The sequence below is a fragment of the Vreelandella halophila genome, from assembly GCF_019903425.1.
Classification (GTDB): domain Bacteria; phylum Pseudomonadota; class Gammaproteobacteria; order Pseudomonadales; family Oleiphilaceae; genus Halospina; species Halospina halophila.
The window spans coordinates 1646269-1665999 of the sequence record NZ_JACHUZ010000013.1 but is presented as its reverse complement, the minus strand read 5'-3'; the positions used below and the strand labels follow the sequence as shown (position 1 = coordinate 1665999).

16 protein-coding genes and 3 tRNA genes are annotated in these 19731 nt (G+C 62.1%); 6 read left to right on the top strand and 13 right to left on the bottom strand.

The window, feature by feature from the left end; translation table 11 throughout:
- The first annotated feature begins 286 nt into the window (after nt 1-286).
- The gene (locus H4I92_RS12000) at nt 287-748 is read left to right on the top strand and encodes a host attachment protein (RefSeq protein WP_077530817.1); all 462 of its coding nucleotides are present in this window, start codon (nt 287-289) and stop codon (nt 746-748) included.
- Nucleotides 749-755: 7 nt separating this feature from the next.
- On the opposite strand, the gene H4I92_RS11995 is transcribed toward H4I92_RS12000, so the two are convergent.
- Both H4I92_RS11995 and H4I92_RS11990 read right to left on the bottom strand, forming a co-directional pair.
- Complete coding sequence (locus H4I92_RS11995; protein ID WP_077530816.1) at nt 756-1967, bottom strand: argininosuccinate synthase; 1212 nt, start codon at nt 1965-1967, stop codon at nt 756-758.
- Between the two features lie 112 nt (nt 1968-2079).
- A complete protein-coding gene (locus tag H4I92_RS11990; RefSeq protein ID WP_179105700.1) occupies nt 2080-3003 on the bottom strand; it encodes a flagellar protein MotY in 924 nt (307 codons plus the stop codon).
- 93 nt (nt 3004-3096) lie between these two features.
- Here H4I92_RS11990 and pyrC point away from each other — a divergent pair, with 93 nt between their 5' ends.
- Complete coding sequence (pyrC, locus tag H4I92_RS11985) at nt 3097-4146, top strand: dihydroorotase (RefSeq protein ID WP_077530814.1); 1050 nt, start codon at nt 3097-3099, stop codon at nt 4144-4146.
- A gap of 26 nt (nt 4147-4172) precedes the next feature.
- Entirely contained in the window at nt 4173-4793 is a 621-nt protein-coding gene (gene rnt / locus H4I92_RS11980; protein WP_077530813.1) for a ribonuclease T, read from the top strand.
- A 52-nt stretch (nt 4794-4845) separates the two neighbouring features.
- Here rnt and H4I92_RS11975 read toward each other — a convergent pair whose 3' ends face one another.
- The 9 genes from H4I92_RS11975 to alaS form a co-directional block, all read right to left on the bottom strand.
- On the bottom strand, nt 4846-6171 hold the full coding sequence (locus H4I92_RS11975) for a sodium ion-translocating decarboxylase subunit beta (RefSeq protein ID WP_218668207.1): 1326 nt from the start codon (nt 6169-6171) through the stop codon (nt 4846-4848).
- 15 nt (nt 6172-6186) lie between these two features.
- The gene (gene oadA / locus H4I92_RS11970; RefSeq protein WP_077530812.1) at nt 6187-7980 is read right to left on the bottom strand and encodes a sodium-extruding oxaloacetate decarboxylase subunit alpha; all 1794 of its coding nucleotides are present in this window, start codon (nt 7978-7980) and stop codon (nt 6187-6189) included.
- A gap of 57 nt (nt 7981-8037) precedes the next feature.
- Nucleotides 8038-8283: an OadG family protein gene (locus tag H4I92_RS11965; protein ID WP_077530811.1), complete on the bottom strand. Its 246-nt coding sequence runs from the start codon at nt 8281-8283 to the stop codon at nt 8038-8040.
- Between the two features lie 379 nt (nt 8284-8662).
- Nucleotides 8663-8739 (bottom strand) — tRNA-Arg (locus H4I92_RS11960).
- 56 nt (nt 8740-8795) lie between these two features.
- Nucleotides 8796-8872, bottom strand: a tRNA-Arg gene (locus H4I92_RS11955).
- A gap of 6 nt (nt 8873-8878) precedes the next feature.
- Nucleotides 8879-8969, bottom strand: a tRNA-Ser gene (locus H4I92_RS11950).
- An 87-nt stretch (nt 8970-9056) separates the two neighbouring features.
- A complete protein-coding gene (csrA, locus tag H4I92_RS11945) occupies nt 9057-9248 on the bottom strand; it encodes a carbon storage regulator CsrA (protein WP_077530810.1) in 192 nt (63 codons plus the stop codon).
- Nucleotides 9249-9408: 160 nt separating this feature from the next.
- On the bottom strand, nt 9409-10647 hold the full coding sequence (locus H4I92_RS11940; protein WP_077530809.1) for an aspartate kinase: 1239 nt from the start codon (nt 10645-10647) through the stop codon (nt 9409-9411).
- A 112-nt stretch (nt 10648-10759) separates the two neighbouring features.
- A complete protein-coding gene (gene alaS / locus H4I92_RS11935; protein WP_077530808.1) occupies nt 10760-13390 on the bottom strand; it encodes an alanine--tRNA ligase in 2631 nt (876 codons plus the stop codon).
- A gap of 191 nt (nt 13391-13581) precedes the next feature.
- Here alaS and H4I92_RS11930 point away from each other — a divergent pair, with 191 nt between their 5' ends.
- Nucleotides 13582-14088: an RDD family protein gene (locus H4I92_RS11930; RefSeq protein ID WP_077530807.1), complete on the top strand. Its 507-nt coding sequence runs from the start codon at nt 13582-13584 to the stop codon at nt 14086-14088.
- A 6-nt stretch (nt 14089-14094) separates the two neighbouring features.
- On the opposite strand, the gene lptG is transcribed toward H4I92_RS11930, so the two are convergent.
- Entirely contained in the window at nt 14095-15153 is a 1059-nt protein-coding gene (gene lptG / locus H4I92_RS11925; protein ID WP_077530806.1) for an LPS export ABC transporter permease LptG, read from the bottom strand.
- Nucleotides 15144-16229: an LPS export ABC transporter permease LptF gene (gene lptF, locus H4I92_RS11920; protein ID WP_077530805.1), complete on the bottom strand. Its 1086-nt coding sequence runs from the start codon at nt 16227-16229 to the stop codon at nt 15144-15146. The genes lptG and lptF overlap by 10 nt, the downstream gene beginning before the upstream one ends.
- A gap of 87 nt (nt 16230-16316) precedes the next feature.
- On the opposite strand from lptF, the gene H4I92_RS11915 reads away from it, so the two are divergent.
- Both H4I92_RS11915 and H4I92_RS11910 read left to right on the top strand, forming a co-directional pair.
- Nucleotides 16317-16754: a DNA polymerase III subunit chi gene (locus H4I92_RS11915; protein ID WP_077530804.1), complete on the top strand. Its 438-nt coding sequence runs from the start codon at nt 16317-16319 to the stop codon at nt 16752-16754.
- 91 nt (nt 16755-16845) lie between these two features.
- Nucleotides 16846-19698, top strand: coding sequence for a valine--tRNA ligase (locus H4I92_RS11910; protein ID WP_077530803.1), 2853 nt, complete (start codon nt 16846-16848; stop codon nt 19696-19698).
- Nucleotides 19699-19731: the final 33 nt, after the last annotated feature.

Here is a 19731-nt window from a genome sequence, read left to right as displayed (position 1 = left end):
CAGTACCACACCGGGCACTCGCTTTAGCCAGGGAGAAGTCATACCTGCATCCTCTTATTGTTTATTGTTGTTCCTGCTTTAAACAGGCCATTACTGCCGCTTCGATCAAATTACTACACCGTGACCGATGGTCATAGGCCTCATGAAACAAATCACTCTATTTTCAGTGATTGACTCCCGGAGATTGACCGGTCACGTCACACCCCCCTTGCCCCACCCCCAAACAGCCCCCACAGTGATTCTATAAAGGAGTTCTTCACCCACCGATCCGTAGAGGAGAGGCTCCATGAACAACCCCCACTTCACCATGCCGAAGGTTCGCATCGTGGTTGCCGACGCCAGCCGCGCACGCCTGTTCACCACGGACTCCCCCAAGGGCGACTTCAAAGAGGTGGACACCCTGATCAACCCCGAAGCCCGACTGCATGACGGCGACCTGACCACGGACCGCCCCGGCCGCCAGGCGGATTCCATGAACAGCGGCCGAAGCGCCATGGAGGAGCACAGCGAACCGAAGGAAGTGGAGGCACAGAAGTTCGCGAGGGAGCTGGCGGATAATCTGGAGCACACCCGCAGCCAGGGCGAACTGGACAAGATCTACATTGCCGCCCCGCCCAAATTCCTGGGCGAGCTGCGCAAACATCTTAAGCCAGAGCTCAGGGCAATCGTGGCGGAGGAGATTGGCAAGGACTTTTCCCAGATGAGCGCCCGGGAACTGCGCAAGCACTTCCCGGAACGCATCAAGTAGGAGGGGCTTAGAGGGAGCGCCCCTTGGAGGCGGCGATACGCAGGCGGAGGGCATTCAGCTTGATGAAGCCTTCCGCATCCTTCTGGTCGTAGGCGCCCTCGTCCTCCTCAAAGGTTGCAACCTTCTCATCAAAGAGCGAGTCCTCTGAACGGCGGCCCAGGACCTCCACGTTACCCTTGTAGAGCTTGAGGCGTACATCGCCATTGACGTGGCCCTGGGTCTCGTCGATCAGGGCCTGCATGGCGCGGCGCTCGGGGGCCCACCAGTAGCCGTTGTACACCACCTCCGCGTAGCGCGGCATGATGCTGTCCTTCAGGTGGGCCACTTCCCGGTCCAGCGTGATCGATTCAATGGCACGATGAGCCTTTAGCATAACGGTGCCGCCCGGGGTCTCGTAGCAACCGCGGGACTTCATGCCCACGTAGCGGTTCTCGACGATGTCGATCCGGCCGATGCCGTTATCGCCGGCAACCTTATTGAGGTACGAAAGTACCTCGTGGGGCTTCATGCGCTCGCCATTGATGGCGACGATGTCCCCGCACTCATAGGTCACGTCCAGGATGGTCGGCTCGTCCGGCGCCTGCTCGGGCGAGACGCTCCAGCGCCACATGTCGTCCTCGGCCTGGGCCCAGGGGTCCTCCAGCACTTCGCCCTCGTAGGAGATATGCAGGAGGTTGGCGTCCATGGAGTACGGGGACTTGCCCTGCTGTTTCTCAACGGGAATGCCGTGGTGATCACAGTAGTCGAGCAGCTTCTGGCGGGAATTGAGGTCCCATTCGCGCCAGGGAGCGATGACCTTGATGCCGGGCTTGAGCGCGTAGGCGCCCAGCTCGAAGCGTACCTGGTCGTTGCCCTTGCCGGTGGCACCGTGCGCGATGGCGTCCGCGCCCGTCTCGTTGGCGATCTCCACCAGGCGACGGGCGATCAGCGGGCGGGCAATGGAGGTACCCAGCAGGTACTCGCCCTCATAGACAGTGTTGGCGCGGAACATCGGGTAGACGTAGTCGCGCGTGAACTCCTCGCGCAGGTCCTCAATGTAGATTTCCTTCACGCCCAGGCCCTTGGCTTTTTCACGCGCGGGCTCGACCTCCTCGCCCTGGCCGATGTCGGCGGTGAAGGTCACCACCTCGCAGTCGTAGGTTTCCTGGAGCCATTTGACGATGACGGAGGTATCGAGCCCCCCGGAGTAGGCCAGAACGACCTTGTTGATGTCTGACATCGCTGTTTCGCCTTATCCGGAATTCATGAACGCCGGGTGCCCACGGCACCCGGGCCTGCTGATCAGTGGCGGGTATTTTACGGCAAGGGCGGGGTCCGGAGCCAATCCGGCTTCAGTCAACGATCACCAGGTCATCGCGCTGGGCCTGGGTCACCACCGGCTCGGCTTCGCCGTCATCGTTCTCCCGTTCGAGCCGAACCGTGGCTCGACGGTGCCTCGGGCCGGGCGTTTCCACACCGGCAACCGGATAGCGGTCGCCATGGAAGCGCTTGACGAGCTGGTCCTCCGGAACCCCCTGCTCCTGGAGGTAGCCGGCTACCACATCCGCCCTCGCCTCGGACAGTTCACGGTTGCGCAGAGGGGTTCCGATACTGTCGGTATGCCCATCCACGTAGATCTGCGTGACCCGGTCATCAGCTTTAACGTACAGGGCCACGTCATCAAGGCGCTCACGGGCTTCCTGGCTCAGGTGGGATTCATCCAGATCGAACAGGACCACGGTGCGCTGAACCTGGTCGTAGTTCACCGGCAGAAGCTCACTCTGACAACGGCGGAAGGACCGATGGGGACTGCCGTAGTTGACGTGGTTCAGCCGCACGCGCACCGGGCGTTCGCTCTGGCGTGCCCGGCGGGTAAAGGTAGGCCTGCGCCCGTCCCGGAGACTGGCAAGCATCCGCTCACTGGTGCCGGAGGAAAGCTCCACGGGCCGGTCATGGTCATCCTCCACCCGCACATACCCCAGATCATCCACGGGCTTGCCAGCCTTCCAGGAAGGCTGCTCGATAACCAGCGCTGCCTCCCCCGCCCGCATGGGATTGCGGACAGGCTGCAGAAAGAAGCGCAGTGATTCCCCCGCGCGATGATAGAAGACCGCCTCGCCATAACCGGGGACCGGATGCGTCAACGTGCACGCGAAGACGGAATCCGAGAGGATCCAGCGGCTGTTTTCGATGCCTGCCGAGAATGTGGTGCCCAGGGCGCCCGAGGGCAGCCAGGCAGCAAGCAGCGCGGCGACAATCCAGTGACGTGGCTTCATGGCAATTGGAACCATTGTTCTGACGCTTCAACCTCGGGTATCGGCAGCCAGCACCGGAACTTGAGCCCCGGATCTTCTGGTATACTTCGCGCCATGACCGACACACTGACCCTGACCCGACCCGACGACTGGCACCTGCATGTCCGCGATGGCGACATTATGCGCCAGGTGGTTCCCGCGTCGGCGCAACGCTTCGGCCGCGCCATCATCATGCCCAACCTGACACCGCCAGTCACCACGGCGGCTCAGGCCCTGGATTACCGTGAGCGGATCCGAAGCGCTGTGCCGGCCGGCAGCGCGTTTGAGCCACTGATGACGCTCTACCTCACGGACAATACCACGCCGGACATGATCCGCGAGGCGGCCCGCGCCGGCGTGGTGGCCGGCAAGCTCTACCCAGCGGGCGCCACCACAAACTCCGACTCCGGCGTCACCGACATCCGCCATATTGATGCCGCCCTGGAAACCATGGCGGAAGAGGGCCTGCTGCTGCTCACCCATGGGGAAGTGACCCGCCCCGAAGTCGATATCTTCGACCGGGAAAAGGTCTTCATCGACGAGGTCCTGGCGCCCCTTATCGAGCGCCTGCCCGGCCTGCGGGTGGTCATGGAGCACATTACGACGGCGGACGCCGCTGAATTCGTACGGTCAAGAGAGCACAACCTGGGCGCCACCATCACGCCCCAGCACCTGCTCTTCAACCGCAACCACCTGCTGGTGGGCGGCATCCGGCCGCATTTCTACTGCCTACCGATCCTCAAGCGCCACCGCCATCAGCAGGCACTGCGGGAAGCCGCCACCAGCGGGGATCCCCGGTTCTTCCTGGGCACGGACTCCGCCCCCCACGACCGCAATCGCAAGGAAACCGGTTGCGGCTGCGCGGGCTGTTATTCAGCCTACGCGGCCATCGAACTCTATGCCCACTTTTTTGAGGAAGCCGAGGCTCTGGACCGCCTGGAAGGCTTTGCTTCCCTGCACGGGGCGGACTTCTACGGGCTGCCCCGCAACGCTGACCGCATCACCCTGCGCCGGGATCCGCACACGATTCCCGATGTCCTTCATGACGACGGCCATCCCATTGTGCCCCTGAATGCCGGCAGCACGCTGAACTGGCGGATCGACGACGGGGAGACCCCGGAGTGAGCAGCCAGGCGCCAACACCGACGCTGATGCAGCAACGCTTCCGGGGCTTCCTGCCGGTTGTGGTGGACGTGGAAACCGGGGGTTTCAATGCCGCCACTGACGCGCTGCTTGAAATCGCCACGGTCCTTCTGGAAATGGATGACGAGGGCTGGATTTACCCGGGCGAGCGCATCCAGTACAACGTGCAGCCTTTCGAGGGAGCCAACCTTGAAAAGGCCGCGCTCCAGTTCACGGGCATCGAGCCAGGCAACCCCCTGCGCGATGAACGGCCGGAACTGGAAGCCATGCGCGGCACCTTCCAGCCCATCCGTCAGGCCGTGCGCCGCAACCAGTGCAAGCGCGCCGTACTGGTGGGCCACAACGCGACCTTTGATCTGGGCTTTGTAAAGGCTGCGTCCGAACGGCAGAACATCAAGCGCAACCCGTTCCACCCCTTCTCAACGTTCGATACGTCCGCCCTGTCCGGTCTGGCACTGGGTCACACGGTCCTGGCGGAAGCCTGCCGGCTGGCGGATATTGAGTTCGACAACAAAGAGGCCCACTCCGCCCTGTATGACGCGAATAAGACAGCGGAGCTGTTCTGTCTGATCGTGAACCGCTGGAAAGCGTTGGGGGGATGGCCGCCGCCGTCACCCGGAGAGGCCTGAAAAAGGAAGGAAGGGACCGGCGCCCTGGACAGGGCCGCCGGTCACGCCGGGATCAGCCCCCGACGAACTTGATCATCACGCCAGCCGCCACGGCGGAACCGATAACACCGGCCACGTTCGGGCCCATGGCGTGCATCAGGAGGAAGTTCTGATGATTCTCCTCCAGACCCACCTTGTTGGATACCCGGGCCGCCATCGGCACGGCGGATACCCCGGCTGAGCCGATCAGCGGGTTGATCTTCTCCTTGGTCAGCGCGTTCATGAGCTTGGCCATGAGGACACCGCACATGGTGCCCACCGCAAAGGCCCCGATTCCGAGCACCAGAATACCCAGAGTCTGGGTGTTCAGGAACGCCTCAGCGGCCATCTTGGACCCAACCGCGAGTCCCAGAATGATGGTGACGGCATTGATCAGCGAGTTCTGGACCGTGTCGCTCAGACGCTCGACCACGCCGCACTCCTTCATGAGGTTACCGAAGCAGAACATACCCAGAAGCGGTGTTGCGTCCGGAAGAAACATGCCTGTCAGAACCAGGATGCAGACCGGGAACAGGATCTTTTCCAGCTTACCGACTTCACGCAGCTGACTCATCTTCAGCTTGCGCTCCTCGGGAGTGGTGAACGCTCGCATGATGGGCGGCTGAATCAATGGCACCAGGGCCATGTAGGAATAGGCCGCAACCGCGATCGCCCCCAGAAGGTGCGGCGCCAGGATGCTGGACACATAGATGGAGGTGGGACCATCGGCACCACCGATGATGCCAACGGCCGCAGCCTCCGCCACGGAGAACTCCATCAGGCCACTGGAGTTGAGCAGCGCCGCACCAAGCACGGTGGCGAAGATACCGAACTGTGCCGCGGCACCCAGCAGCATGGTCTTGGGGTTGGCCAGAAGCGGACCGAAATCCGTCATGGCCCCGACACCCATGAAGATCAGCAGGGGCGCAACGCCACTTTCGATCGCCACTGCATAGAACGACTGGATGATGCCAGGCGAATAGCCCATATCCGTAGCCACCTGGGTGGCGCTGAGAGCCGCTTCGGCGTCCAGGCCCTTATAGGCCTCGATAAAGGACTTGATGACTTCAGGCGTCACCTTCTGGCCCATTTCGAAGCTGACATCCATCACGGATGCCAACGCAGCCAGCACCCTCGGCGACTCACTGTAGATGGCCGCCTCGATCGCGCTCTGGGCCAGCCCCGCCTCCGGAAGGTTGGCGAGGATGGTACCGAAGCCGATCGGCACGAGGAGCAGTGGCTCAAACTTCTTGTTGATTGCCAGGTAGAGCAGCACCAGGCCCACCACGATCATCGTGAGCGCGCCCGGCGTGAGATTGTACAGACCGCTACCGGTCCATAGAGTCATGAGGTTGTCCATGCCGTACAGCCCTTCTTATCCCAGAGTCAGAAGTTCGTCGCCAACGGCCACGCTGTCGCCGACCTTGACGGTAACGGAGCCGACCGTACCGGAACGGTCCGCCTTCACCTCGGTCTCCATCTTCATGGCCTCGAGAATGATCAGCACGTCGCCTTCATTGACCTGCTGGCCGGGGCTCACATGAACCTTGAAAATGTTGCCGGCCAGAGGCGCGGATACCGGTTCCCCGCCACCCGCTGGTGCTGGCGCCTGGCCACCACCGGCCGGAGCCTGGGCCTGACCACCGCCCTGCGCGGGCTGGATGTTGGTGATGTCGCCACCGTCGGCAACCTCCACCACATAGGACTGGCCTTCGACCGTAACGGTATAGGTCTCGGGCTCACCAGGCGCAGCCGGCTTGGCCGCTTCCTCGCCGGTCGGAACCGGTTCAAAGGCTTCCGGGTTACCGCGATTCTCCAGGAACTTCAGACCGATCTGCGGGAAGAGCGCATAGGTCAGGACGTCATCCACCTCGTTGTCCGCGATGGTGAAGCTCTTGTCCTTCGCTTCCTGGCGGAGCTCTTCTGTCAGCCGCTCCATCTCGGGCTCAATCAGATCAGCGGGGCGACAGGTGACCGGCTCGCCACCGTCGAGGACCCGCTCCTGCAGCTCCTTGTTGCAGTCGGCCGGCGCCGCGCCGTACTCACCCTTGAGCACCGCGGAGGTCTCCTTGGAAATGGACTTGTAGCGCTCACCGGTCAGCACATTGAGTACCGCCTGGGTGCCCACGATCTGGGAAGTCGGTGTAACCAGCGGGATGTAGCCCAGATCCTCGCGCACACGTGGGATCTCGGCCAGCAGTTCATCCATCTTGTCGCCGGCGTTCTGCTCCTTGAGCTGGCCTTCCATGTTGGTAAGCATGCCACCCGGCACCTGGGCCACGAGGATCCGTGAGTCCACACCCCGCAGGGAGCCCTCGAACTTCGCGTACTTCTTGCGCACTTCGCGGAAGTACTTGGCGATATCCTCCAGTTTCTCGATATCCAGACCGGTGTCACGCTCCGTATCCTGCATGATCGCCACAACCGATTCAGTAGGCGAATGCCCGTAGGTCATGCTCATGGAAGAAATGGCGGCGTCCACCCGGTCGACACCCGCCTCGGCCGCCTTGATGATGCTGGCGGTAGACATGCCGGTGGTCGCATGGGAGTGGAACTGGATGGGAATACCAAGTTCCTTCTTGAGGCGGGTCACCAGCTCGTAGCAGACATAGGGCTTCATGAGCCCCGCCATGTCCTTGATCGCAAGGGAATCCGCACCCATGGACTCGATCTTCTTCGCCAGGTCCACCCACATCTCAATGGTGTGAACCGGGCTGACCGTGTATGAGATGGTGCCCTGCGCGTGCTTGCCGGTCTCCTTCGTGGCCTGGATGGCGGTCTCCAGGTTGCGCGGGTCGTTCATCGCGTCGAAGATCCGGAACACGTCCACGCCGTTCTCGGAAGCACGCTCCACAAAGCGGCGCACTACGTCATCCGCATAATGGCGGTAGCCCAGCAGGTTCTGGCCACGCAGCAGCATTTGCTGGCGGGTGTTGGGCATGGCTTTTTTCAACTCACGGATCCGCTCCCAGGGGTCCTCGCCCAGATAGCGGATGCAGGAATCAAAGGTGGCCCCGCCCCAGGACTCAACTGACCAGAAGCCCACCTGATCGAGCTTCTCGGCGATCGGCAGCATATCGTCCAGTCGCATGCGGGTCGCGAACAGGGACTGATGCGCGTCACGCAGCACCACATCCGTGATCCCCAGGGGTTGCTTGCTGTCTGTCATCGTTCTGACCTTTTTTATCTCGTGTAGGGTTCCCGGCCGCGCGTCAGGCGCGGCGAGTCATTGCCGGCGACGAGCCCGGTGCCTGGCAACGGCTTCGGAAATAACCGCCTTGAGTTTCGGGTCCTGCATGGCATCAGCGCCACCCTGGGCTCCACCTCGGGGGCGAGCCGGCTCCGGGGGCGCAATACGCCCCGCGATGCGGGACATCAGCATGGTGACGAACACCAGAATGATCAGAAAGGAAAACACGAACCCCATGCCGACCAGCATCAGGTCCAGAGCCCCCTGCATCACTTCATCCATGGAAATCACCTTTCAAGCGGGATTCATTGGTTGCGAAAGCCACTCATAGACCTCGCAAAATCTGCCACAATTTACAGTTTCTCGCCTTAACGGGCAATAAAAAACCGGCTTCTGCGGCGAAGCGCGGCGTTTTATACCCATAATTTCAGTCGATTGCAAGCTAAGGGTTGATAAAAAGCAAGCCGCTCCAGCCAAGGCGGAGGCGAACGGAAGATAGCAGGAACACTTCCTACGGGAATGATCGGAGAGCCACTCCCCACCACAGCAACACCTTTTACCGGACTTACCGAAAGGGCGCCGATAACACTGGTGAGGCAACAAAGCTAAAAGAAGGTGCGGCTGAGCAGATGCTGACACGCTTTTGGTATCAGTTTAGAAATGGTGCGGCTGGGAGGATTCGAACCCCCGACCCCGTGGTTCGTAGCCACGTGCTCTATCCAGCTGAGCTACAGCCGCTTATAAGGCAGGTTTTGCAAAAGAACACTGATACCTCTCGATATCAGTGCGAAATCTGGTGCGGCCGGGAGGATTCGAACCTCCGACCCCGTGGTTCGTAGCCACGTGCTCTATCCAGCTGAGCTACGGCCGCAGATAATGGCGGAGAGGGAGGGATTCGAACCCTCGGTACGCGCAATGCGTACGGCTCCTTAGCAGGGAGCTGGTTTCAGCCACTCACCCACCTCTCCGTGAGAACGCGGCGTATACTACCATATGTGACGCGTTTTCATAGGGTTGACGCGAAAATTCATGGCAGCCGCCGCACAGGCCCGGACTCACTCGCGTTCCGGCTCGTCTTCGTCCTGCTCCTGCTGGATGCGCTGATAGATTTCCTCACGGTGCACGGCCACTTCCTTCGGCGCGTTCACGCCGATACGCACCTGGTTTCCCTTGACGCCGAGAACGGTCACAGTCACCTCATCACCGACCATGAGTGTCTCGCCGACGCGACGTGTCAGAATCAGCATTTCCCAAACTCCTTGTTCCGTTTTAACCGCTTTCCGGTTATACGCCCCCACTGCCCTTTCCGGCTCAGTCGCGAGACGCTCCCCAGTGTCGTTTTCAGTTCGGCTTCCTAATTATTGGAGCCTGCACGCGTTTTCGCCAGTCATGTTTTGTTATGGTTGTTCAGTCTTCTTCCCGGATTTCAGCCTCTTCAAGGCCGAATGCGCTGTGCAGCGTGCGCACTGCCAGCTCCAGGTATTTCTCATTGATCACCACCGAGATCTTGATTTCGGAGGTTGAGATCATCTGGATATTGATGCCTTCCGCGGAAAGCGCATCGAACATCCGTGAGGCAACGCCCGCATGGGAGCGCATACCCACGCCCACAATGGATACCTTGGCAATGTGCTCATCGCCCTGTACAGCCTGTACGTCGAGATCACGACCCAAGTTTTCCAGAAGCTCCAGTGACTGACGGTAGTCGTTCCTGTGAACCGTGAACGTGAAGTCGGTGCGGTTATCCGAACCGACATTCTGGACGATCATGTCCACTTCAATTCCCGCGTCACTGACCGGCTTGAGGATACGTGAAGCGACGCCGGGAACGTCCGCCACACCCACTACCGTCAGCTTGGCTTCATCGCGGTTAAACGCGATACCCGAGACCACTGGCTTTTCCATATCGTCCTCGTCGTCAAAGGTGATCAGGGTTCCGGAACCCTCCTTGAAGCTGGAAAGCACCCTGACCGGTACGTTGTACTTGCCGGCGAATTCCACCGAGCGGATCTGCAGCACCTTGGAGCCCAGGCTGGCCATCTCGAGCATCTCCTCAAAGGTGATGGTCTCGAGCCGGCGGGCGCCGTCCACGATCCGCGGATCCGTGGTGTAGACGCCGTCCACATCGGTGTAGATATGGCACTCGTCGGCCTTGAGCGCAGCCGCAAGCGCCACGGCCGTGGTGTCCGAGCCACCACGGCCAAGCGTGGTGATGCGGCCTTCCTCGTCCATCCCCTGGAAACCGGCCACAACCACCACGCGCCCGGAATCCAGATCGCTGCGCATGTTGTGCTCGTCAATATCCTGGATACGGGCTTTGGTGTGAGAGCTGTCAGTGGTGATGCGAACCTGGCCGCCGGTGTAGGAGCGGGCATCCACGCCCCGCTTCAGCAAGGCCATGCTGAGGAGTGCAATGGTCACCTGCTCGCCGGTGGAAACCAGAACATCCATCTCACGTGGATCCGGATCATCCATCACCTGGCTGGCGAGATCAATCAGCCGATTGGTCTCGCCACTCATGGCCGAAACCACGACCACAACATCGTCTCCGGCCTCACGCGCGGCCTGGAGCTGATCCGCGACTGACTCGATCCGATCAATCGAGCCAACGGAGGTGCCGCCGAATTTCTTTACGTACAACGCCATGTGTGCGTATTCCTTGCCCGAACGGATTAAATGAATCCCGGTTCACTACTAGCGCCGGACGAATTATAGACCTGTTTGGCCAGCTGTACAGGTAGGGATAGCCCTTAGACCCTCAGCTCCCTGAGTTCTCGCGCACCCAGCCTTCCACGGCCGCAATCGCATCAGGCAGACCAGCCGGATCGCTACCGCCACCCTGGGCCATGTCCGGGCGGCCCCCGCCCTTGCCGCCAACCTTCGGGGCAATGGCCTTCATCAGGTCACCCGCCTTCAGCTGGCCGGTGAGATCCTTGGTGACACCGGCCACGAGCGTGACCTTGCCATCCGCGGCGGCGCCCAGCAGCACCACGGCACTGCCGAGCTTGTTCTTGAGCTGGTCGGCGGTTTCCATGAGGGCCTTGCGATCCGCGCCCTGCATGTCCGCGGCCACCACCCTGATGCCATTAACATCCACAGCGCTGTCCGCCAGGTCGCTGCCGGCGGCGCTGGCCAGCTTGCCCTTGAGCTGCTCCACTTCCTTCTCGAGCTGGCGGTTGTGCTCCACCAGTGATTCCACGCGCTCCACGGCGGACTCCGGCGCGCCCTTCACCAGGGCCGCGATGCGCGAGAGACGCATCTCCTGCTCCCGGTCATGGCTCAGCGCGGCGTCCCCGGTCAGTGCCTCGATACGACGCACCCCGGAGGAAATGCCGGTCTCCGTGACAATCCGGAACAGGCCGACATCCCCGGTGCGCTCCACATGGGTACCACCGCACAGCTCAATGGAGAAACCACCAGTGCCCATGGACAGCACCCTGACGGTGTCACCGTACTTCTCTCCGAAAAGCGCCATGGCCCCCATGCCCTTCGCGGTTTCCATATCGGTAACCCGGGTCTCCACTGGCGTATTGGCACGCACCTGCTCGTTAACCATCCGCTCGATGCGCTCCAGTTCTTCGGCGGTCACCGCCTCGAAATGGGAAAAGTCGAACCGCAGCCGCTCGGCGTTGACCAGGGAACCCTTCTGGGCCACGTGTTCCCCGAGCACGGTCCGCAGCGCCGCGTGCAGAAGATGGGTGGCGGAGTGGTTGAGTGCGGTGTTCGCCCGGCGATCGCCGTTCACCTCGGCGTGCAGGGCCATGCCCGGTTCCACCGTTCCGGCTACAACACGGCCGATGTGCAGATGATGGCCATCCTCTTTCTGGGTGTCCTCCACCTCGAAACGCCCACCGGACCAGCTCAGCACGCCTGTATCGCCCACCTGACCGCCGGACTCCCCGTAGAAGGGGGTGCGATCCAGCACCACAACGGCACGCTCGCCCACACCGGCGGAACGGCGCTCGCCTTCCACGAGTACGACGCGGACCTCACCACCGTCCTCAAAGTTGCCGTAACCAGTGAACTCGGTCTCGCCCTCCAAGCTGAGCCCCGCGTTGTAATCGATACCGAACTTACTGGCCGCGCGGGCGCGCTCGCGCTGGGCTTCCATGGCCTTTTCGTAGCCGTCATGATCCAGCGTCAGGCCGCGTTCCCGGGCGATGTCGTTGGTCAGGTCCACCGGGAAGCCAAAGGTATCGTAGAGGGTGAAGACCGTCTCGCCGGGAATCTCGGTACCGCTGAGCTGGGCGATGTCATCCTCCAGCAGCTTCAGGCCCTTCTCCAGGGTCCGTGCGAACTGCTCTTCTTCCTGCTTCAGGATCTTCTCGATCTGCGGGCGGGCTTTGGTCAGCTCGGGATAGGCCTCGCCCATCAGCGTTTCCAGCGGCTCAACCAGCCTGTGGAAGAAGGTACCGGTAGCACCGAGCTTGTTGCCATGCCGGGCCGCCCGCCGGATGATACGGCGCAGCACAAAGCCCCGTCCTTCATTGGAGGGCATCACGCCATCGGCGATCAGGAAGGCGCAGGAGCGGATGTGGTCGGCGATCACACAGACCGAGGCCTGATCCTTATCGAGACCTCCCAGTTCTTCGGAGACAGAGCCCAGAAGCGACTGGAACAGGTCGATTTCATAGTTGCTGTGCACGCCCTGAAGCACCGCCGCAATGCGCTCCAGCCCCATGCCGGTATCAACGGATGGGCTCGGCAGGTCGTGCATGACGCCGTCGGCCGTGCGGTTGAACTGCATGAAGACGATGTTCCAGATCTCGATGTAGCGGTCGCCGTCCTCGTCCTCACTGCCGGGCGGGCCACCAGCCACGTCCGGGCCGTGGTCGTAGAACACCTCGGAACAGGGACCGCAGGGTCCGGTGTCGCCCATGGACCAGAAATTGTCGGACTTGTAGGGCACCCCGTCCTCATCGCCGATGCGCACGATGCGCTCAGCGGGCACCCCGATCTCCTCGTTCCAGATCCGGTAGGCATCCTCGTCGGTCTGGTAGACCGTGACCCAGAGCTTTTCGGCGGGCAGCCCCAGCCACTGGGAATCGGTCAGGAAGGTCCAGGCAAAGTTGATCGCTTCTCGCTTGAAGTAGTCGCCGAAGCTGAAGTTGCCCAGCATCTCGAAGAAGGTGTGGTGGCGCGCGGTGTAGCCCACGTTCTCGAGATCATTGTGCTTGCCGCCGGCACGGACACAGCGCTGGGACGACACAGCCCGGGTATAGCCCCGGTCCTCCCGCCCCAGGAAGGCATCCTTGAACTGGTTCATGCCCGCGTTGGTGAACAGCAGGGTTGGATCGTCCGCCGGCACCAGTGAACTGCTGGGAACAATGGTGTGCCCGTTCTGACGGAAATACTCCAGAAACGCACTGCGCAGCTCGGCTGTTTTCATAGCGGACTCGGACCCGTTCTCTTGGTGGTGAGGATTGCATTGATTCTGAGGGCGACACTCTAACACAGCCGCAAAAAGCCGGGGAACGCGCCATACGGGGACCGTATCACGCCTCTGGCAACGGGCCACCTCGCCGCGCCGGCCCTGAGCCGGTACAATACCGGCCACTTCCAGCAATTGCCGTGCGCCCGATGACCAGCGAACCCGCGACCTCCGACTCGCATCCTCCGGCCCCCCTCTGGCGCCGCCTGATGGCCATGCTCTATGACAGCCTGCTGTGCCTCGCACTGATCTTCGTGGTCACCGCGGCCTACACTGGCCTGCATAAGCTGCTGATCAGCATCGGCCTGTTCAGCGACCGCTACGCCACCATGGCGACCCCCGGGGGCAGTGTTGGACACGACCCGGTTCTGACCCTGGTGCTGATTGCCAGCCTGTGGCTGTTCTTTGGATTTTTCTGGCGGCGGGCCGGGCAGACCCTGGGTATGCAGACCTGGCGGATACGGATCGAGAACACGGACGGATCCGTAGTCAGTTGGACCCAGGCGCTGCTGAGGATCATTGCGGGAGCGCTGAGCTGGGCTACCTTCGGGCTTGGGTGGCTGTGGCAGTGGCTGGATTCACAGCACCGGAGCTGGACGGACCGCCTGTCGGGAAGCCGTACGGTGCAGTTGCCCAAAAAGAACAGAAAGCAGTAACCGGTTTTACCCTGCCCTGCGCAGCAGCACCACCCCGATACTCCCGGCAATAGCGATGGGAACGATGGTTGCCAGCGCTGGGCTGAAGCCATACACCAGGCTCATGGGCCCCAGCAGGTCCTGGGTGTATTTGAAGCCAAGCCCAGCCAGCAGCCCACAGAAAATCCGGAATCCCATAGTGACCGAGCGCAGCGGCCCGAACACGAAGGAAATGGCAAGCAGGACCATAGCGGCGGTCCCCAGCGGCTGCAGGGTCTTCTTCCAGAACGCGAGCCAGTAGTCGCTGGCATTCAGGCCCTGACTCTCCATGTAGGTGGCATAGGTATAGAGGCCACTGATCGCCAGCCGATCCGGCCTCACCGTCAACACACTGAGCACATCCGGCGAGAGACCATTCTCCCAGCGGAAGGTGTCCTGCTTATCCGTGCTAACGGACTGCTCCCGGATCCGGGAGTGGCTCACATCATGCAGCAGCCAGTAATCGCCCTGGTACTCCCCGCGCTCGGCATAGAGAGCTTCCTCCAGCCACTCGTCCTCACCGAAACGGAACAGGGAGACGCCATGGAGTTCACCACTGGGCAACACCGTGTTGAAGTGCATGAACACATCATCCTCCCGGTGCCAGAACCCATGGGTTGCCGCCGCCTGCCCTCCGTGACGGGCAACCGCTTTGTTGCTCTGGGCGGCCTGTTCGGCAGGAGGCGCCACGAAATCACCGATCACCAGACTGACCAGCACCACCACCAGCGCCGGTTTCATGGCGGACCAGGCGATGCGCCCCAGCGAGACACCCGCGGCCCGGATCACCACCAGCTCGGAATTGTTCGCCAGCTGGCCCAGCCCCACCAGGGCGCCCATGAATGCGGCCAGCGGCAGGAACTCATAGATCCTCCGCGGCAGGGTATAGAGCATGAAGAGGAAAGCATCCCACGCCTGGTAGTCGTTGACCGTGTCCTCGAGCTCCGCGATGTAGGCGAAGACGAAATCCAATGCCTGGACCACCAGCAGCACCAGCAGTATGGAAGCCGCCACCACCCGCATAATGTAGCCGTCAATCAGACGCATGACGCACCCCCGCGCAGCCGCATTGCAGGCCAGCCCAGCATGGCCATGCCCAGCACCAGGTAAGCGCCATGCACGACCCACAGCCCCGCCTGAGTGGGGACCTGGCCTGAGGCAATGGCATCCCGCCCCAGGATCAGCACGCCCAGATAGCTGATGAACACCAGGATCCCCGGCAGCAGGTGGAAGAAGCGACCCTGACGGGGATTCACCCGGCTCAGCGGAATGGCGAGCACCGTGATCACCAGAACCAGCAGCGGCAGGGACAGGCGCCAGTGCACCATGGCCTGATCGGCCCGCGCCTCGGACGCCATAAGCTCGAGCGTGGGCTGGCTTTCACGGGATCCTCCCGAGCTCACGCCGGTAGGCGATTCGATCCTGAGCCCGTAATCCTCAAAGGTCATGGCATCGAATTCCGCTCCGCCCGGCCGCCCCTCAAAACGGACCCCCTCATGGAGCACCAGGAACCGCTCACCCTCTTCTTCCACAATCTGGGTGCCCTCAACCGCCTTCATGAGCGTGAAGCGCCCGTCTTTCCCGCCTTCTGCCATGAACACCCCTTCCAGGGTCTGCTTGTCATCACTCATGGCCCGGGTATAGGTGACACGGTCGTTCGAGCCCATCTCCTGGAAGCGCCCCGGCGCCAGCATCTCGAAACCGGTACGCTGGGCCTGTTCCGCGAAGATGCGGTCCACCTGCTGGATCCCCGCCGGGGTCAGCCACAGACTCATGGCCCCTACCAGACATGCCACCAGAATTCCCGGCCCCAGGGTCAGGAACAGGACCTGGCGCTCACTCACACCGCAGGCGGTCAGCACTGTCATTTCGCTTTCCTGATACATGCGCCCGTAGGTCAGCAGGATTCCCAGGAAGAAACTCAGTGGCAGAATCAGCTCGAGGAATTCCGGGAGCCGGTAGCCCATCACGATAAAGATGGCGTTGGCCGCGTATTCGCCTTCCGCAGCCGAGGCCAGATACTGCAGGAAGCGGCCGCTCATGAAGATGAGCAGCAGTACCAGCGCAACGGCGGTCATGGTGGTCAGGACCTGGCGGCCCAGGTACCGGAAAATGATGAACACGGGCAGCCCCAGCGTCTCGATCGCCTGACAGGAAGGGCCATTCTAGATAACCTGTGGCGGCAATGACAGCCAACCCCGGAAGACACCATGAGTCACTGGTTCCACATCCTCGCCGGCTCCGGCCGTGACGCCCGCCTGCTGCATGCGGCGAGACTGACGGAAAAGGCCTGGCAGGATGGCGACCGCGTGGCCCTGTTCTGCGATGACCCGGACACAGGCGAAGCGCTGGACGGCATGCTGTGGTCCTTCCGCCCGGAGGCCTTCCTGCCCCATGACCGGCTGCGGAGCAGCGACCAGAGCCCCACGGCACCGATCGCCGTGCTTGAGTGCGAACCATCGGCCAGCGACTGGGACACACTGATCATTGTGGCAACCACCCTGCCCACGACGGCGGACGGCTTCGCCCGCCTTGCCCTGATTGCCAGCAATGACGACGACAGTCTCCAGCGCGCCAGGGCCCAATACCGGCAGCTGCGCGAACTGGGTATCACCCCGCAGGTCCACGATTTCCGCAAGCCGCACTGACGGTTCGCCGGTGACGGGCCACCATGTATAATCGACGGTCTGTTAACCTTTAGTGCCTTAACCCAAACCAGCAGACCCGGGCCGAACAAACATGGACAAGACCTACCAGCCGGAAAAGATCGAGAACCAGTGGTACCGGACCTGGGAAGAGCGCGGCTATTTCGCGCCTTCCGGCCAGGGCGATCCCTTCTGCATCATGATCCCGCCGCCCAACGTGACCGGCAGCCTGCACATGGGCCATGCCTTCCAGCATACGCTCATGGATGCGCTGATCCGTCACCGCCGCATGAAGGGCGACAACACCCTCTGGCAGGTGGGCAGTGACCACGCCGGCATCGCCACCCAGATGGTGGTGGAACGCAACCTGGCCAGCGACGAAGGCCAGACGCGCCATGACCTCGGGCGCGAGGCCTTCATCGACAAGGTCTGGGAATGGAAGCAGCAGTCCGGCGGCACCATCACCAGCCAGATGCGCCGGCTGGGCACCTCGGTGGACTGGGATCACGAGCGCTTCACCATGGACGACGGTTTCTACCGTGCCGTCCAGGAAGTCTTTGTCCGGCTCTTCGACGACGGCCTGATCTACCGCGGCAAGCGCCTGGTCAACTGGGACCCGAAACTGCACACCGCCATCTCCGACCTTGAGGTGGAGAACACCGAGGAGCAGGGCCAGTTCTGGCATTTCCGCTACCCCATTAACGGCGGCCAGACCACCGCCGAGGGCGCGGACTACCTGGTGGTCGGCACCACCCGCCCGGAAACCATGCTCGGTGATACCGCCGTGGCGGTAAACCCGGAGGACGAGCGCTACAAACACCTGATCGGCGGCACCATCCGGCTACCGCTGGTGGAGCGCGACATCCCGATTGTGGGCGACGAACACGCCGACCCGGAAATGGGCAGCGGCTGCGTCAAGATTACCCCGGCCCATGACTTCAACGACTATGCGGTGGGCCAGCGCTGCGACCTGCCGCTGGTGAACATCCTCACACCGGACGCCAGCATTCGTGAGCAGGCCGAGGTCTTCAATGCCGACGGCACGCCCAACCATGAGCTGGACGGCACCATGCCGGTCGCCTTCGCCGGCCTCAACCGCTTTGATGCGCGCGAAAAGATCGTTGAGGCCATGAAGGCGGAAGGCCGCCTGCACGGGGTGGACGCCCACACCCTCAAGGTCCCGCGCGGCGACCGTTCCGGGCTGATCATTGAACCCCTGCTCACGGACCAGTGGTTCGTCGCCACCAAACCTCTCGCCGAACCGGCCATCAAGGCGGTGGAGAACGGCGATATCGAATTCGTCCCCGATCAGTACGCCAATATGTACTACGCCTGGATGCGCGAGATCCAGGACTGGTGCATCTCCCGGCAGCTCTGGTGGGGTCACCGCATTCCCGCCTGGTACGACCGCGAGGGCAAGGTCTACGTCGGCCGCACCGAGCAGGAGGTGCGCGAGAAATACGAACTGGCAGCGGATTGCGCACTGGAACAGGACGAGGACGTGCTCGACACCTGGTTCAGCTCCGCGCTCTGGACCTTCGGCACCCTGGGCTGGCCCGAGGACACCGAGCGCCTGCGCACCTACCACCCCACCCAGGTGCTGGTCACCGGCTTCGACATCATCTTCTTCTGGGTTGCCCGGATGATCATGATGACGATGCAGTTCATGAAGCATGAGGATGGATCGCCCCAGGTGCCCTTCCAGCAGGTCTATGTGACCGGGCTGATCCGGGATGAGCACGGCAACAAGATGTCCAAGTCCAAGGGCAACGTGCTCGACCCCATGGACATGATCGACGGCATCAGCTGCGAGGACCTGGTGGCCAAGCGCACGGCCAACATGATGCAGCCCCAGCTGGCAGAGAAGATCGCAAAGAACACCCGCAGTGAGTTCCCGGAGGGCATCCAGCCCCACGGCACCGACGCCCTGCGCTTCACACTGGCCGCGCTGGCCTCCACCGGGCGCGACATCAACTGGGACATGAAGCGTCTCGAGGGCTACCGCAACTTCTGCAACAAGCTCTGGAACGCCGCCCGCTACGTGCTGATGAACACCGAGGCCCAGGACTGCGGCACCTCGGGCGAGCCCATAGAGCTCTCCCTGGCGGACCGCTGGATCCTCAGCCGGCTGCAGACCTGCGTCGAGGAAACCAATGGCTTCTTCGACCAGTACCGCTTCGACCGCATTGCCCAGAGCATCTACGACTTCCTCTGGAACGAATACTGCGACTGGTACCTGGAGCTCTCCAAGCCGGTTCTCTATGACGACAGCGAAACACCTGAGCGCAAGCGCGGCACAAGGCGTACCCTGGTCCAGGTTCTGGAGACCGTGCTGCGCCTCGCTCACCCGCTGATGCCGTTCATCACCGAAGAGATCTGGCAGCGCGTGGCACCGCTGGCCGGGGTCGAAGGTGACACCGTCATGCTGCAGGCCTATCCGGAACCCAGCCCGACCCTGGAGGATGCCGACGCCGAGGCAAACATCGAATGGCTCAAGGGCGTGATCCTGGCCGTTCGCAATATACGCGGCGAAATGAATATATCCCCCGCCCGGGCCCTCCCGGTACTGCTGCGCCACGGCGATGAACAGGACCAGGAACGCCTGGAAGCCAACCGAACCTTCCTCAAGTCGCTGGCAAAACTCGAAAGTATCGATTGGGTGGGTAAGGGCGAAGCACCGCTCGCCGCCACACAGCTGGTGGGCGAACTGGAAGTGCTGGTACCCATGGCCAACCTCATCGACAGGGATGAGGAGATCGCACGTCTGAGCCGCGAACTGGAGAAGCTTGATAAGGAAATCCAGCGCCTCAGCGGCAAGCTTGGTAATGCCGGTTTTGTGGAGAAAGCCCCGGCCGAGGTGGTCGAGAAGGAAAAAGCCAAGCTGGAAGACGCGGAAAGCCAGCGCCAGCGCCTGAACGAACAGCTGGAACAGATCCGGGCGCTGTAAGACAGCGTATCTCCGGGATCAGTCACAACAGAC

Coding starts and splice junctions, on each gene's coding strand:
- csrA (WP_077530810.1), bottom strand. CDS start 9,248: ATGCTGATTCTGACACGTCGCGTCGGCGAGACACTCATGGTCGGTGAT.
- rnt (WP_077530813.1), top strand. CDS start 4,173: ATGCAGCAACGCTTCCGGGGCTTCCTGCCGGTTGTGGTGGACGTGGAA.
- alaS (WP_077530808.1), bottom strand. CDS start 13,390: ATGAAAACAGCCGAGCTGCGCAGTGCGTTTCTGGAGTATTTCCGTCAG.
- H4I92_RS11975 (WP_218668207.1), bottom strand. CDS start 6,171: ATGGACAACCTCATGACTCTATGGACCGGTAGCGGTCTGTACAATCTC.
- H4I92_RS11965 (WP_077530811.1), bottom strand. CDS start 8,283: ATGGATGAAGTGATGCAGGGGGCTCTGGACCTGATGCTGGTCGGCATG.
- H4I92_RS11990 (WP_179105700.1), bottom strand. CDS start 3,003: ATGAAGCCACGTCACTGGATTGTCGCCGCGCTGCTTGCTGCCTGGCTG.
- H4I92_RS11915 (WP_077530804.1), top strand. CDS start 16,317: ATGAGTCACTGGTTCCACATCCTCGCCGGCTCCGGCCGTGACGCCCGC.
- oadA (WP_077530812.1), bottom strand. CDS start 7,980: ATGACAGACAGCAAGCAACCCCTGGGGATCACGGATGTGGTGCTGCGT.
- H4I92_RS12000 (WP_077530817.1), top strand. CDS start 287: ATGAACAACCCCCACTTCACCATGCCGAAGGTTCGCATCGTGGTTGCC.
- H4I92_RS11995 (WP_077530816.1), bottom strand. CDS start 1,967: ATGTCAGACATCAACAAGGTCGTTCTGGCCTACTCCGGGGGGCTCGAT.
- pyrC (WP_077530814.1), top strand. CDS start 3,097: ATGACCGACACACTGACCCTGACCCGACCCGACGACTGGCACCTGCAT.
- H4I92_RS11930 (WP_077530807.1), top strand. CDS start 13,582: ATGACCAGCGAACCCGCGACCTCCGACTCGCATCCTCCGGCCCCCCTC.
- H4I92_RS11910 (WP_077530803.1), top strand. CDS start 16,846: ATGGACAAGACCTACCAGCCGGAAAAGATCGAGAACCAGTGGTACCGG.
- H4I92_RS11940 (WP_077530809.1), bottom strand. CDS start 10,647: ATGGCGTTGTACGTAAAGAAATTCGGCGGCACCTCCGTTGGCTCGATT.
- lptG (WP_077530806.1), bottom strand. CDS start 15,153: ATGCGTCTGATTGACGGCTACATTATGCGGGTGGTGGCGGCTTCCATA.